This is a genomic window from Burkholderia aenigmatica (assembly GCF_902499175.1).
Lineage (GTDB): Bacteria > Pseudomonadota > Gammaproteobacteria > Burkholderiales > Burkholderiaceae > Burkholderia > Burkholderia aenigmatica.
In genome coordinates this window covers 1-14,220 of the sequence record NZ_CABVQC010000076.1, presented here as the reverse complement: position 1 = coordinate 14,220, position 14,220 = coordinate 1, and the positions used below count along the sequence as shown (strand labels likewise).

Below are 14,220 nucleotides of genomic sequence, written 5' to 3'. Positions count from 1 at the left end.
AATATGAAGGTCGTGCGTGTGTTTGCGGGTTTGATTCTCTCTTTGGCATGGATTGCTGGACATGCAGCCGGTCCTTCGGTCAACGATTTGATCGAAGCGGAGGCAACGAAGACACTAAAGTCGCTTACCGAGAGCGACAAGAGTGCTCCGACGCCGCCCGCGCTTTCGCCGGCGCAACAGCAGTCTCCGGTGCTGCCGCCAGCACCAATCCCTGCTGCGTCTGACGCTGATGCAGGCAAGCCGAAGCATCGCGATGGACTGTTTGCGCGTTTCGGCGTTGTCCCGAATCTGTCGGGGTATTTGATGTGGAACGACGTGATCTACCAAGTCACGGTTGGCAAGAAGATTAAAGGTTATACCGTCGTCGCGATTGACGCAGACGGGGCTAATTTGCGATCACCGAAGGGAAAGATCAAGCACTTCGAATCGCTGGTGGACGAAGGTTTCGACAACGGCAATGACAAGACTTCCCAGCAACAAGCCCAAGTCACTGGTAGTCCGGGTTTCGCGACGTCGCCGTTGCCGCCGTCTATGCCCACCATGATGCCTGGTCCTCGAATCGGCGGAGTCAACGGAGTTCGCTAATGCTTAGTCGCTTTCTGAACAAACCCGATACGAACCTTCTGCAACGTGGGACGTCGAGAGATGAGGTGATTGACGTCGTCGCGAACGGTGGGGGATGGGTTCCGCCTTCCTCTAAATCGGCCAGTGCCATTGTGGTGGATATTGCCGGAGACCTGCACGCTCACGGTACGGAGGAGCGGAGAGACGAGGCGGCATTGATGGGTGATGCGGTCGAGATCATTGCCACGGTTGACGCACTACCGCTTTTCACGCGGAAAATGTACGACGATGACCTCGTACAGATGCCGCCTTCCATGCGGCAAAACATTTGCCCGGTGGAGGTGACGCCACCAAACTCGGAGGGTGGCAAGAAGCACGGCGAGTACGCGATCATCCTCACGAAAGAGATGCTCAACGACGACTACGTCGATGAGCTAGTAGCTCATCTGGCCGTGAAGTGGGATCTGGTGGCGGAGGGTTACTATGTTGCGTCTGACCAGGTGCTGATTGACCTTGCACGTGACAAGGTGATGGAGAATCGCCGTCGCAAAACGCTCAGCGTGTCGTTGGAGCAGAAGAATGCGAGTACGCTCTATCGTCAGTTCGAGCTGATGGCTGAGTTCGCGATGGCGAATGAGGTGTCGGACCTTCATATCGACATGAACCGGCGGTTGGCGAAGTCGCAGGTGTCGTTCCGCATTCACGGGAAGCTGGTACACCCCCCGGAGTTCCTGATTGATACGCACACGCTGCTGGACATGGTTGCGTATCTTTACAACAACAAGTCGCAAAACGGGTCTCAGAACTCTTACAACGAGAATCTTCCTCAGCAGTGCCAATTGCAATTGAGGGTGAGAGACCGCGACTTGCTGTTTCGTTGGGCTTCGGGACGCACCGCACTGGGAAGTGTCGTTGTACTGCGGATGCTTTACCAGGACGACATGCAGAGCATTAAAACGCTCGAACAACTGGGTTACTTCGAGCAGCAAGTCTGGATGTGGCGCAACGCGATCAGTAGGCATAAGGGGGGCATCTCGGTGGCCGGGATTGTGGGATCGGGAAAATCCACCACGATGCAAACCAACATGGCGAACCTTCCGGACACGATGGCGAAGTACACCGTAGAGGATCCGGTCGAGTATTTGATCCCCGGTGTGCGCCAGTTCAACGTGTCGCGGTCTCTTACTGACACTCAGGAAGACTCGTTCATTGCATGGAAACGGCAGCTGAAGCGGATGGACCCGAGCGCGGTGCTTATCGGTGAGTGTCGAGATCTGGACAGCGCATCGATGTTCAGAGACATCGTGGAGTCCGGTCATTTGGGTTTCACGACTGTTCACGCACCGTCTCACGTGGGCAGTATCGATCGCTTTTGCTCGAGCGAGCTCGGAATTCCTCGAGAGGTGATGGCAACGCCTGGATTTATGAACTTGCTCGTCTATCAAGCACTGGTGCCGATCAACTGTGACTGCTGTCGAGACTTTCCGGCCCGGCGACATGCTGAGGCGTCGTATCTGAACAGAATCGAGCGTCTTTTCGATCTTGACGTCGACGGCATCTACCTGACCAACAAGACTGGTTGCCCGAAGTGCAGCAAGCCTGGGTTGGCCGAGTTGAACGGTATTGCCGGACGCAAGGTCGTTGCTGAGATGCTGGAGTTGGACACGTATATGCTCGAAATGATTCGAGATCACAAGAACATCGATCTTATCAAGTACGTGAACCAACTTCGTGCTGCGAAATTTTCGGAGGAGGACTCAAGCGGGAAGTCGGCGATGGAAGTCGCGATGTATCGGTGCTCCCGAGGCCAAGTATCACCGTACGAGATCGAGGAGAAGTTTGGCACCTTTGAGCAGTACGAGAACGAGCAGCGACGATTCGGGCTCGGCAAGTTTGCAACGGGGGGCGAGCGATTCGGGACCGCAGTGAAACCCCACTAGTCCGTCACTTTTGAGGCCTTTTATATATGAATTCGATATTGGAGCGGTTGTCGTTCGGGCGATCGAGAGGTGGCGACAACCCTACGGCAGGGCGAGGGCTCTTTCTCGCCATCTATGAGTTCAAGCAACGGCGGGGGGAGTTTTACTCAGACCTTGCCGGGCTAATGGCGGCACAACCCGGCAAAAACATCCGTGAACTCCTTGAGCCGTACGTGGAGCGTTACGGCTCTATGCCGGAAGGAAAGCTTGCGGCGTACTGGTTGCAACGGATGGACGAGGATGTCGCGACATTCTCGGAAGCGCTCGTCGGAACGGTCCCGTCGGAGGACTTGACCGTGCTGACCTTTTCCGAGCGTGCGGGGGATCTCAAGGTCGGCCTCGAGCAGTTGTCAGAGAGCATCCGCGGCATGGAAGAATCGAAGAAGGTTGCGCGTACCGTGTTGTTCACTGCGGTAGCCGCTGTCGTGATCTTCCACATTTTCCTCGGGGTTGAGGGTTTTGTGTTGATGCCGCGCACGCTCAAGTCTATCGGGGGGATGATTCCGCCGGAACACTGGGGCCCGGTTGGAAAGGTGTTTTATGGGCTAGGCGAAGTTGTTCGCGGGTGGGGTTGGGCGCTGATCCTGCTGGAGGTGTTCATCTTCGGATGGGTGAAGTGGTCATTTCCGAACTATGTCGGTCGTTTCCGGCCGTGGCTCGATCGGCACTTCCTTCCGTATCAGTTTTATCGCGACTTCCGCGGAGCGGCGTTCCTTTCGTCGCTGGGCGCTGGGACTGTCAGGGTCGGTACGCAGGTCCAGACGGTGCCGGATGTGCTGGAAAAGATGGAGGCCGAAGCTTATCCATGGCTTAAATGGCACATCAAGAGAATTCTGAATAATTTTGAGCACGAGCCTAATTCAAAGGGCGAGGCGTTTAACACGGGAATTGTTAACGACCGGGCTTATTACCGGATCGTCGATATCGCGGAATATAGCGACATGTCCACAATGCTTTCGAAGGTCGGAGATATCGTCAGAAAGGCCGCGCCGGCGGAGATGGAAAAGAAGGCAACCATCGTCCGGTACATCGTCGTCGTGGTCGTCATCGTGATGATGCTGGGTATGTACTTCGGCACGTTCAAGATGGCAGACGAATTCAAGGCGATCATTCAGCTCAATATGATGATGCGCGGCTAACGGGCTTGCGGTTTCGTTGGGCATGAAAGATCCCTTGGATAGCGGTCGTTTCGACGTTTCTGCTTGTTTGGCTGGGTGTTGTAATCGGGTCAACGTCCGTTTTGGGGCGCGTGCCTTGCGTGGATGGGCGCCAATTTGGTAGTGCAGTCCGGGCAAGAGAGGGTGAAGGGATACTTTTAGAGGAGCATGAGAATCGTGGAAAATCGGGAAATCAACATGGCACAGGGCGATGCGAACACTTCGGTCTATGACCGGAAGGCGTGGAAGGATTGTCGGAGAGGCAAGGCGCAACGCGGGAGCGTGCTGATCGAGTACGGCCTTTACCTGCTCGTCGCGCTCATCGCAGTTGTCGGCCTGTACGCGTACTTCAATTCGAACAGTGTCGGCGAGCAAACCAACCAGCTTGGCCAAGACCTGACGTCGCTTGCGGGTAAGGTCAAATCCTCATATTCCGGGCAGTATGCGAACGTGACGAACGGTAACCTGGACACGGGTGGCTTCTTCAAGAACCTGGTCTCGATGTCGGATAACGCCGGCGTCGTGACCACGGCGCCCGGTGGTGGTCAGCTGACCGTAACCTCAGGAACTCTGAACGTTGCAGGGGATTCGGTTCAGTACAAGGTCACGAACCTGCCGGATTCGTCGTGTCAGCCGATCTTGTCTGCGATTCAACGTGGTGCCGCGAAGATCACCATCAATGCGACGGTCATCAAATCGCCGACGGTGTCATTCAACCCGGCGAACATGACGTGCACCGGGGATGCGAACACCCTTACCTTCCTGATGAGCTGATCGGTCCGGCTCGCGGGGGTATGGAAGGGCGCCCTCTGGGCGCCTTTTTCTATGAGAAGTCTACGACTTTCGGCATTCGGATCTTCCACGCTTGTGCGGGATGGAAATGTGATCGGTCCTCTAGCATCGTAGGCTATACTTCCTGTTGGGAAATTACTCGGCGATCGCCGACGCCCGCTTGATCGAGGGCGGTCTTTGTCAAGGGGCTTCCATGGACAAGATAATGAGTTTCAACAACTTCGACAGTCCTGCGGCGACGAGGGGACGTCATGGTATGTCGCTGCGTCGGAGGAAACTCGGCCAACGCGGTTCGATGCTCATCGACACCGCGCTCGCTCTTACGGTTGCGACGATCGCTCTGACTGGGCAGATGGCGCAGACGTCCGAAGCCATCGATGAGTCGCTTGCGAAGGCAACTGGGCAATGGGCTGTCGAATACCAGGGGGGGCTCAACGGTTACTACAGCACAAATGGTCAAGCCATTATGGCCAACCAAGGTGTTGCCGGTGTGGCCAGTCCCTATGCCCCGACTATCCCGGAGCTGATCAATCTCGGCTATTTGCCGCAGGGCTTCGGATCGAAGGCGCCGAATGGCCAAGTGTTCACCTCTAACGTTACCCAAGTCTGTCCCGGGGGGACCTGTACGCTGGCCGGGTATGTGTATTCATCGACCCCTTACAAGGACGCCACCGGGGCTGTACGAAACGATCTGGCCGGGATTGCCATGCAAGCCGCTGGGGCAGATGCCGGTATGACGCCCCCGGGGCAGGCTGGTCAGTTGGTCGGGACGGGCAACGGCTGGCAGACACCGATGGCAGGTGTTCAGGTTGGTACTTTGGCAATGCGCGTCGGTTCCTATTCGGCAACTGATGCGATATTGAGCCAGTTTTACATGCTTAACGGATCACGCAAGCTGACGGGTCCGATGAACGCGAACGGCAATAACATCAACAATGCTGCTTCAGTCTATACGCAGCACGTTGGTGTTAATGAAGGGGGAGCCGGTTCGGGCACTATCGGGTTGGCAAAACAGGCGCTGTACGGGGACGCTAATAACATCGTCCTCCAGAGCAGCGGAACCGTGTACACGCGCAGTACCGATTGGTCGCGAGCTGCCGATCTCCAAGCACAAAATATTTACGCTTGGCAGGGTAGTGTTACTGCGGACAGCAACGTCAATGCAAACGGAACGTTGTGGTCAAACGGCGGCGTCGTTACCAACGGGAATATGACGTTGGCTACCAGCGGCGCACAGATCACGAACCCGGGTCGAATGCACATCAACGTTGGCGAGAATCTTTACCTGCAACCCTGGTCCGGTGGAACGACGATCGTCGGTGGTGGTGGCGGCAGCGGTAATCTTCAGGTGAATGGTACGACGTGGATGTATGGCCCGACGGTCAACCAAGGTTATACGTACCTCAACGGCGGCGGCGTGGTCAATAGCTCGCTGTCGATGGCAGCAACAGCGTGGTCAGGTTGGGGCTGTTCCGGTACCGGGATTACGACCGATCCAAACGGAGACTTGTTGTCGTGTAAATCCGGGGTGTGGCAGCAGGTTGGTTCCTCAGGTACAAGCAACTACGTTTCGATGGATATTGGGAACGGTGGTTGGTTTGGGATACCAGCAAACACGAAGCGCGTCGATGGATGGGTAGCCGTTACTTGGACGGGCAGCAACGCGGGTGTAGCTCAGTTCATCGTTCGTGATACAGCGGGGAATATCCAGAATTACTTTTATGCTGGCGATTACGGCTGGAACGACGGCGGAAGTGGTTCTCAATGGTGGTTTCCTGTTTCGATTCCAGTTGTTTCGAATTCGGCATCGATTCAGATGGTGCAAATCAACGGTAGTAATTCGCTTACCTGGCACATCGCAAGCTACACCCAGTAATCACTTTGCCCCGGGGAACCCCCGGGGCAAAGCGGCCAACGGTCTATCCTGACCACCTTCCCACAAAAACAAGAGATCCGTTGAAACGCGGAATCTTTGATTATCCAAATCGCACCGGCTAACCTCTCGCAACGCAAGTTGTTTCTTCGCTCGTGCGTCGTTTGAAATTCGACATCGACCAAAGGAAGGTTGTCAGCAGTCGGAGCGAAGCTTTCAAGCCAAATTGCTGTCCATGGTCACATCTGCCACCAAACGGTCGCGGCGCGGATGGGCGTTGTTGCATAAGTCGAGCGTGATGGCGTGGTAATGCCGCTATTCCTGCCGCGAAGGGATTGAGGACGTGCGAGATCCGCCACGCGGTTCAGCACGCCCACGCGGATGGCACCTCGTTTGCCTGCGAGTCCGTGTGTCGCGCCCACAGGCAGTTACCAGCGAGCGTCTTGAAGCGATCGATAGCGTTCTCCGCGAACGAGCGCCGATAGTAACCGCTGCACTTTTTCGATTCACGACGACCGAGGCGCACGATCGCGTCGGCCGCGTCATTGCGCCACGCTGCGCCCGACGTGTTTGTGGGGCAATGAGCGGCGACTTCGCGCGTTGGCGTTGCGACGCGTGCGGCGATCGCGGCTTGGCATGCCTTGGGGTCATAGGCCCCGTCACCGCCGATGGCTTCGAGCAGCTCGTCGACCGGGATTCGGTCGAGCAGTTCGGCCAGGACGGCACCGTCTGCGACGTCCTGATGCGTCATCAGCGCGGCACGCACCTGACTGGTATTCGCGTCGAGCCCGTGATCCATCTTCCCCCACGTGCGACGCTTCGAATTGCCATGCTAGTGCACCTTCCATTCGCCCTCGCCGTAGACCTTCACGCCGGTGCTGTCGACCACCAGATGGATCGGCTCGCCGTCGCCAACGATCGGCAGTTGGACCTCAAGCGTTTGTGCGCGGCGGGTCAGTGTCGTGTAGTTCGGCACGGGCAAGGTGGCAAAAGCCAGCTCGTGCAGGCTTTGCGCGAAGCCCTGCAGCGCGAGCAGCGGCAGCGGAACACGGTCTTGATGCTCCGCAGCGACAGGATCAGCGTGTCGCTGTACAGACGCGGACGGACGCGCGTCGGCTCGGCCTCCAGTATGTCCGCAAGGGTGGCTTCATCGATCCGCATTGTGACATTACCAAAACTCGAGACTGTACCCAGGAATCCGATTCGTTAGCAGGGGGGGCAGACCGGCTGTTGTGCGTAAACGTCAGCCGGCCGCTGGCGTGCCCAATTTATGCAACAACGCCGCGCGGATGGAGAAGGGGGTTTTAGACAATGAAGTGTTGGATGCTTGGCGGTCGAGGGCACATCCCGTCTTGAACCCAAAATTTTGAATGGCGTTTTCAGCGGTCAGCGTCGCTGTAATCAGCGGTAGTAGCCCTGGCTCACCGTTAAGCTAGGCCATTGCATGGGCGGCGGTGGGCGATCGCTCTGGGAGCCAGTAGCCAGTTCTCGGTCGGTGAAGCGCCCAAAGGGGCTGTCCCGCCTCGCGCATGTCTGGACTGCCCAGGGAGGATCGCCAGCGGCCTTGCCACACGGATATGAGTGAGTTGCCTTGTAGGTGCGACAAGCTGGCGAGGGTTTGGGACAGAACTGTGAAGAAACTGCGCGTTCAGCGAAGGGAAACTAGTCCCCACGACGCCAGAATTCCTTGGATCGCGCGGGCATATTGGTCACGCTGTCGTGGGGTCTCTGAGTGATAAGAGCCGATGGCGTCCCACGTATTGCCGTACTTGACCATTTTCTGCTTGAGATGCCAAGCGGCAACATAGATGTTGACGCACTGGTCCCTCAAGGACGACGGGCTTACTCCATACGCCTCGAGCTCCGGGAAGTGAATTGAGTTGATCTGCAATTCACCCACGTCAATTGAGCCGTTGGAGTTGCGGTGCACGGCTGTGGGGTCGCCCTTGGACTCGTACCACGCGATTGCCCGAAGAACGTTCGGGTTCACCGATTGATAAGTACCGGCGTCATCAAAGCAATCTGCCAGGGCGGGTTGTACTGCGGTCAGCAGCACGAGAGCCACCGCGGTCATTAGCCCCGTAAGCCGACGGCGGATGCGAAGGCTTGTGTGCAAAGCGAGCTCCTCGAGAGGGTGTTGGATCGGATACCGCGGCCGCGCGAGTTGTCGGAGTCCGACGGATCGATGTCGTACTTCGAGGCAACCTTGGACAGCTTTGCGTTGAGGCTGTCGAGCGTGACCAGCAGGCGGTTGAGGCGAACCAGCAGCCACGCGAGCGCCGGCGACAGGTTCGTGCCGGACATCGCGGCCGAGTAGGTGTCGACCACATCACCGTTTTGCTCGACCAGTCCGTTTTTCACGCCCTCCATACGCAGGAACAGGTCGTACAGATCGGCCCGGCCGTCACCGTTGCCGCGCAGTTGGGCCGGGACGCTCCGGCGATCGAGTTGCGCGTATTCGCACATGTATTGGTTGGTCACGCTCATGGTTTTCTCCTTGATTGGCCTTACAGGAGTCAATGTACCGAGGTGCGTTTCTGTTTCTAGCCCCGTTGTGTTAGTCGGGTAGCCACGCGAGCGCGGCCTGGGATTCGTCCACCATAAGCCCCCCAGTCGGTTCGGATGGGGAGGGGACGGCCGAGGGCGGATCGGGTTGCGGTGCAGCCGACACAGGTACAGCGGTTTTCCGCGCATCAACGCTTTGCGGCGCGCTCTGTCGCTCAGTGGAAGCAGCGGGCGTTTGATCCGCCGGCATCGGCGCCGTCGTGACGACGTTTCGCGAATGAACCAGCTTGACGATATCTGCGACCGACTTGATCGGCCCGTGCAGGTCCTCAAGATGAGCGCCGAGCTCGGCCAAACGGAGAAGCTCGACATTTGCATCCGAGCCTTCCTCGAGGGCGAGGCGTTCCATATGGCGGAGAACGGCGTGATGCGCGGGCACCGTGATCCGAAGTCGCATGGCGGAAGGAGGGCGTGCCATGGTCGAGTTCCTCAGGCTGCAGCTCGGCTGCTCGCGTCGCGCGCCGCCCAGAATTCGCCGGCGTATTGGAATCCGCGGACGTTGCTATAGACCGGATCGGAATCGGTGTGGATCTGGCTGTGCGACTTGCCAAGCTCCTTCTTCACATAGTCCGCGAAAAGATGCGCGCCGCCACCGGTGATCAGGATGTTGTCGATGTCGGAAATGTTTCCGATCGACAGCAGCATTTCGCTGATCGCGTCCTCAACGATCTGCGTTACGAGCGGGCGCATCGGCGTGATGTCCACCTGCTTGCCATTGATATTCAGCGGTGCGTTGACTCGAAGAGCGTTGTCGATCCGTTGCATCGTCCGCGGGTTCTGCGTGAGATCCGGAGCAATGTGTTCGGCTACGGCGCTGATGACGGCCCACACCGATTTCGGCGTCGCGCTGCATCGGCCGGTCAGCGGGCGGGCACCCTCGGTGACGAACCAGTCGAGCGTGCCGTAGCCGGCGTCGATGACCAGGTTCGTCTGATATTGCATCGACTCCAGAAGCTTGCGGGGGACCGCGTAGTTATAGAAGGCGCCGCTCGGCTGCGGGAAGACCTTCACGCGGCGCACGTCGACCTTGAGGATCTGTTCGGGCTTGACGGGATTCGGGACTTCGTGAAGACCGGTCAGGAGGCCCTTGAGTTCATCGGCGTAGCGATCGTAAGTCGTCAGCGGGAGGCCCACGACCATGTAGTCGACTGCCTGCAGGCGCATCTTCTGAAGAGCGCCGAGGAATAGTGCTCGATAGATGCGGGTCGTCGAGTAGGCAGCAGCGACCTCCCGCTTATAGATGCCCTTCGATTCCGCGAGGGCATCCGCGCCAACAGCATAGCTCTCGCCGTCGACCGCGACGACGATCCGATCAGCCTTGCTCATCAGGCCGCCGGTGAAATCGGATTGAGTGGCTCGCGGGGCGAGGGAAGGGAACAGACCGACCTGGGCGTCGCTGTCGATGTTGCGCTGGGAGGTGGTGTACTTGGTGTTGCCGTAGCCGACGTCGATGGCACGAACGATGGGCGGGGTTGCCTTGCTCATATAGGTTCTCCACAAGAAGTACGCAAAGCATATTGGCTAATAAGCTTCGTGGCAAGAAGTTCGACCAGAAATCGGCCAGTTATCGGCCACGGGTTGGCGATACATGGCCCATATCCGGCCAATATCCGGCCCGTTGCGTGGATTGAAAGACAGAGGAGAGCTTGAAACGGCGCCGGGCTGGGCCAGAAATTGGCCACTTACCGGCCAATTGTGGCCAATTTGCAGACTTTTGCCGGCGACGTTGGCGTGATGATCGACGAGATCGGTGAACCGCCCTATCGTACTTCGTCGGGCTTGCAAAAGGTATTGTAAAGAGAGTGTCCTGCCATGTGGCGTGAGACACATGAGCACCGGGGTTTTCGGGAATTTGTGTAAAAGGTAACGGTGTAGTGAAGCGATTTAGATTCTTGACAAGAAGCGTGGACCTATCTAATCTGCGAACCATCGACCGCACCGCACGGTGCGTTGATCGGCAGCTGGGCCGTATCTAGCCACCGACGCCAGCCCGTAGGCAGCGTCGGGACCGGACGCGCAACGCGTCCAAAAGCAGGACAGTCGAGGCATCAGCCTCGCCCGAAATCCGATGAGGATCGCTCGGGCAAACCGCAACTCGTGGATCCCTCGCGGATTCACACGGCTCGCAAATCAGCGCCGCCGGGCATCGCCCCGCTAGAACCTTTCATCTCGACAACGACTTGAGATCGCACGAAGACCTCCTGCGCGAATTGCGCCGGGTTGGTCCGGCAAGCGTCACGCATCGAGCGTGCGATCAGCGTCAACGTCAGCACTGGAAGCCACTGGCTCAACAAAAGCTCTCGCCGCTTACATTCCGTCAGGAATCATACGGTGTGAAGTTCTCGCAATACGGAATCGGTACACACCACCGACCCAAAATGTGTGATTGCTCCTCCTGGAGCAGCCCGCCAGACGCCTGACCTACACAGGCGTAATCCACTGGCGCGAAGCGCATGCGCTTCTAGTCATTCCGATGACTTTCATTCCGCTGGACGCGGCTTCGTGCGAAACGCATGGAAGTCGACCTACTCGTTTTCGAGCGCCCGTCGAGGCGTATCGGGGGCGAGCCGGGTATCTGGCAACTTGCTCGAACCTCATCACGGGTTCGGAGGCTGCAAGGGAAGGAATGGGAGGAACCAGATTCGTTCGGGAAGCGCTTGGGGCGCTAACCGAGAGTCAGGAGGATGTCGCACCTCTTAAAAACGCGACAAAGGCTCCCCGCTCAGGACACAAGCGGGGATGGCGCGAAAGCGCATCTGTACGGCCGAGGGATCGGTTGTGCAGTTCCAGAAGTTTCTAACGTACAGGCACTGCCATCCCCCCGTCGCTCCGGAAGGCGACAAGAAGCACCCCGTAGGAACAGAAGCAAAGCCCCGGCCTCAAGCCCGGAGGGATTGGAACGCCTATGCGCCGATTCCTGCGGGAATGAGACCGGTTGAACAATCGACGTGCTCACGCGCCTACCGTCAGAGCACACCAGGGCAAGCAGGAATCAGGAGTGCAGGAATGACGGACTTCTTCGATACGGACGGTAAAGCAGCGGATGCGCCGAGGGCGGGTGCTCAGGCTTCTATTCCTCACGGGAACTGGAAGAAGCAACTGTCCGACCTTCTCAAGCAACAGGAGAACCTGCGGACGGTTCGTGGCGACCGGCGCGCATCGGACAAGACGCTCGAAGCCCGTGGCCATATCCTCTATCAGGGATTTCAAGAGCTGCGAATTCTTGGATACCGGTTCGACACGATCACCAGCTTCCGGCAGAAGCACATGCAGGCGCTTGTGGATAAGTGGGTCGATGAGCGCAAGGCCGCGTCGACCATACAGAACCGGATCACGACCTTCCGTATCTTCTGCAACTGGATCGGTAAGCCGGACCTTATCGGCCCGACCGCGCAGTACGTGAAAGACCCAAAGCGGGCCACACGCGCCCTCTCTGCGCAGACGGATAAAAGCTGGTCTGGAAACGGCGTGAACATCGACGAAAAGCTGGCCCAGATTCGGCAGGCCGACGAGCGCGCCGGGCTGATGCTGCTCGCTGGCCGGACGTGGGGGCTGCGCCGCCTGGAGATGGTCTGTATCCGTCCATATGCGACCGTAGTAGTGGGCGGCACAACGAACATCGTCGCGTTCACCGATGTGAAGGTGTCGCGTGAGGAACTGAAGGCCGCAATTGCCGCGAGCGGTTCGGGCCTTCCCATCAAGAAAGGCACGAAGGGAGGCCGGTATCGTGTGCTTCCTCTCGACACGCCGGAAAAGCTCGACGTACTCCGCCAGCTTCAAGCCGTAGTGCAGGACCGTGACGGCTTTCTGGGCTGGCCGGGTGAATCGCTCAAGACCAACGCCCGCCGCCTCTCGTACATCGCCAAGAAATTCGGGCTGACCAAGGCCGATCTGGGCGTCACGCTCCACGGCCTGCGCCACGAGGTCGCGAATAACGAGTTCGAGCACCTGTCGGGTGTGCAGAGCGCGATCCGGGGTGGTAATAGCCCGTTGCGCGGCGAAACGCGCGTTGCGGCTCAACTGGTGGCGCAGCTTCTCGGCCACTCCCGCGTGTCGATCATCAGCGCCTACTGCGGCAGCGTCGTCAACATGGGCGAAATCCAGAAGAACCGCGCGATCGCGGAGCTGGATGCGCTTCAGCCGCACCTTGATGCGATCCGCGAGGCGCTCGAGCGTCACGGCTTCGTCAGCCTCTACATGGTCGGTGCTCGTGCGATGGGTAAGCGTCGCCCGCAGGACGCGGCCGTTCCGTACGAGTTCATGACATTCGGGGAGGCCGGCCAGCCCACGTATGCGCTGCGGGCCGATCTCGAGGCGCTGCTTTCGACGCCTGTGTACGTCCGGATCATGTCCGAGGAAGGGGATGAGGCGAGCGCGGCCTACCTGAACAACATGCTTCAGGTAATAGATGGCACGAACGGCGGAACGATCCACAACGCCGATGATTTCGGACTGGAAGATGGGGGCATCGATGCTGCTCTTGAGTCGTGATGGTGTCGGGGAGCACGTGCGCGAGGTTGCCTCCGAATGGGCGCGTGACGGCCGGAACTGGGTTTGCCGCTCGGCCGAGGATCCGGTTCGTTGGATGCTCGGTCAGGAAGCAGGCGAGGTGAAGGCCAAGCTCGTCGCGGATGGCGTTGACTATCGTCTGGTGCGCAATGGCTCGCTGCTCGATTTTCTGGCTGAAATCCTGACTGGAGCGACCAGCGGCGTCTATGGCACCGCGGCGATGCCGGTTCCGGTCAGCGATCGCCAAATGGGCGCAACGGCTCGGGAGTTCCGCGACGAATTCGGTGTGGATCTCCCGGGTGCGTGGGGAACGCTCATGGCGTGGTGCGACGGGTTCCAGATCGGACGTATCGAAGTGTTCGGCACCGGTGCCGGCAGGGCGGGCTACGTCTCCGCGGAAGCGCCGCGCGGGATCGTGGCTGCGAATCGCTCTCTCCGGTCTTCTGTTTCCGCCCGGGTGCTCTGGCTCGGCGCGATGGTCGGTGTCTCGTTCGGGATCGATCTCGAATCCGGGCTGACCGTGGGTGTCACGGATTCTGACCGGAGCGTTTGGATCGCCACGCGCCGGCCAGGCGAAATGCTCGCGTGGCTGCTCGGGCTCGTGACGATCCGCGACGTTGCCTTCCTCCATCCGCTGACCGAAGGCACCTGGCCTTCCCATGTGGCAGACGTGCTCGCCTCTCCCGATCCTGTACCAGCCATTCCCCCCCGCGGCAAAATAGTTGTCGCCCCGATAGAAACTTGAATCTTTCCTGAATTCAAGTTTCGTAGATGGTGGTGG

General features: G+C 58.7%; 11 protein-coding genes and 1 pseudogene. 7 read left to right on the top strand and 5 right to left on the bottom strand.

The window, feature by feature from the left end; all coding sequences use genetic code 11:
- The first annotated feature begins 3 nt into the window (after positions 1–3).
- From BDO18943_RS35890 to BDO18943_RS35870, 5 genes are all read left to right on the top strand, one after another.
- Positions 4–585 carry a hypothetical protein gene (locus BDO18943_RS35890; RefSeq protein WP_025496698.1) on the top strand — a complete coding sequence of 194 codons (582 nt, stop codon included), beginning with the start codon at positions 4–6 and terminating at the stop codon, positions 583–585.
- Between the two features lie 65 nt (positions 586–650).
- Entirely contained in the window at positions 651–2,504 is a 1,854-nt protein-coding gene (locus BDO18943_RS35885; protein ID WP_235996274.1) for an ATPase, T2SS/T4P/T4SS family, read from the top strand.
- Positions 2,505–2,530: 26 nt separating this feature from the next.
- Positions 2,531–3,682 carry a hypothetical protein gene (locus BDO18943_RS35880; protein WP_025496700.1) on the top strand — a complete coding sequence of 384 codons (1,152 nt, stop codon included), beginning with the start codon at positions 2,531–2,533 and terminating at the stop codon, positions 3,680–3,682.
- Positions 3,683–3,898: 216 nt separating this feature from the next.
- Complete coding sequence (locus BDO18943_RS35875; protein ID WP_025648006.1) at positions 3,899–4,474, top strand: type 4 pilus major pilin; 576 nt, start codon at positions 3,899–3,901, stop codon at positions 4,472–4,474.
- Between the two features lie 223 nt (positions 4,475–4,697).
- The gene (locus BDO18943_RS35870; RefSeq protein WP_137962668.1) at positions 4,698–6,368 is read left to right on the top strand and encodes a hypothetical protein; all 1,671 of its coding nucleotides are present in this window, start codon (positions 4,698–4,700) and stop codon (positions 6,366–6,368) included.
- A gap of 323 nt (positions 6,369–6,691) precedes the next feature.
- Here the strand turns inward: BDO18943_RS35870 and BDO18943_RS35865 are convergent.
- The 5 genes and pseudogenes from BDO18943_RS35865 to BDO18943_RS35845 form a co-directional block, all read right to left on the bottom strand.
- Positions 6,692–7,538 (bottom strand): annotated as a pseudogene (locus tag BDO18943_RS35865) (IS5 family transposase); the annotation flags it as partial.
- A gap of 475 nt (positions 7,539–8,013) precedes the next feature.
- Entirely contained in the window at positions 8,014–8,439 is a 426-nt protein-coding gene (locus tag BDO18943_RS35860) for a lytic transglycosylase domain-containing protein (RefSeq protein WP_025648003.1), read from the bottom strand.
- Positions 8,439–8,852, bottom strand: a complete 414-nt coding sequence (locus tag BDO18943_RS35855) for a hypothetical protein (RefSeq protein ID WP_089454645.1) — start codon at positions 8,850–8,852, stop codon at positions 8,439–8,441. The genes BDO18943_RS35860 and BDO18943_RS35855 overlap by 1 nt, the downstream gene beginning before the upstream one ends.
- Positions 8,853–8,922: 70 nt before the next feature.
- Positions 8,923–9,348, bottom strand: a complete 426-nt coding sequence (locus BDO18943_RS35850) for a hypothetical protein (protein ID WP_137962669.1) — start codon at positions 9,346–9,348, stop codon at positions 8,923–8,925.
- Positions 9,349–9,359: 11 nt separating this feature from the next.
- Positions 9,360–10,415, bottom strand: a complete 1,056-nt coding sequence (locus BDO18943_RS35845) for a PRTRC system protein D (RefSeq protein WP_025648000.1) — start codon at positions 10,413–10,415, stop codon at positions 9,360–9,362.
- Positions 10,416–11,936: 1,521 nt separating this feature from the next.
- Between BDO18943_RS35845 and BDO18943_RS35840 the strand changes: the two genes are divergently transcribed.
- Complete coding sequence (locus BDO18943_RS35840) at positions 11,937–13,421, top strand: phage integrase N-terminal domain-containing protein (RefSeq protein ID WP_089454643.1); 1,485 nt, start codon at positions 11,937–11,939, stop codon at positions 13,419–13,421.
- A complete protein-coding gene (locus BDO18943_RS35835; RefSeq protein ID WP_137962670.1) occupies positions 13,372–14,184 on the top strand; it encodes a hypothetical protein in 813 nt (270 codons plus the stop codon). The genes BDO18943_RS35840 and BDO18943_RS35835 overlap by 50 nt, the downstream gene beginning before the upstream one ends.
- The last annotated feature ends 36 nt before the right edge of the window (positions 14,185–14,220 follow it).

What these genes read in the sequence shown, in the direction of transcription:
- BDO18943_RS35870 (WP_137962668.1), top strand. Translation starts at nt 4,698, where the DNA reads ATGAGTTTCAACAACTTCGACAGTCCTGCGGCGACGAGGGGACGTCAT.
- BDO18943_RS35860 (WP_025648003.1), bottom strand. Translation starts at nt 8,439, where the DNA reads ATGACCGCGGTGGCTCTCGTGCTGCTGACCGCAGTACAACCCGCCCTG.
- BDO18943_RS35845 (WP_025648000.1), bottom strand. Translation starts at nt 10,415, where the DNA reads ATGAGCAAGGCAACCCCGCCCATCGTTCGTGCCATCGACGTCGGCTAC.
- BDO18943_RS35875 (WP_025648006.1), top strand. Translation starts at nt 3,899, where the DNA reads ATGGCACAGGGCGATGCGAACACTTCGGTCTATGACCGGAAGGCGTGG.
- BDO18943_RS35835 (WP_137962670.1), top strand. Translation starts at nt 13,372, where the DNA reads ATGATTTCGGACTGGAAGATGGGGGCATCGATGCTGCTCTTGAGTCGT.
- BDO18943_RS35890 (WP_025496698.1), top strand. Translation starts at nt 4, where the DNA reads ATGAAGGTCGTGCGTGTGTTTGCGGGTTTGATTCTCTCTTTGGCATGG.
- BDO18943_RS35855 (WP_089454645.1), bottom strand. Translation starts at nt 8,852, where the DNA reads ATGAGCGTGACCAACCAATACATGTGCGAATACGCGCAACTCGATCGC.
- BDO18943_RS35840 (WP_089454643.1), top strand. Translation starts at nt 11,937, where the DNA reads ATGACGGACTTCTTCGATACGGACGGTAAAGCAGCGGATGCGCCGAGG.
- BDO18943_RS35880 (WP_025496700.1), top strand. Translation starts at nt 2,531, where the DNA reads ATGAATTCGATATTGGAGCGGTTGTCGTTCGGGCGATCGAGAGGTGGC.
- BDO18943_RS35850 (WP_137962669.1), bottom strand. Translation starts at nt 9,348, where the DNA reads ATGGCACGCCCTCCTTCCGCCATGCGACTTCGGATCACGGTGCCCGCG.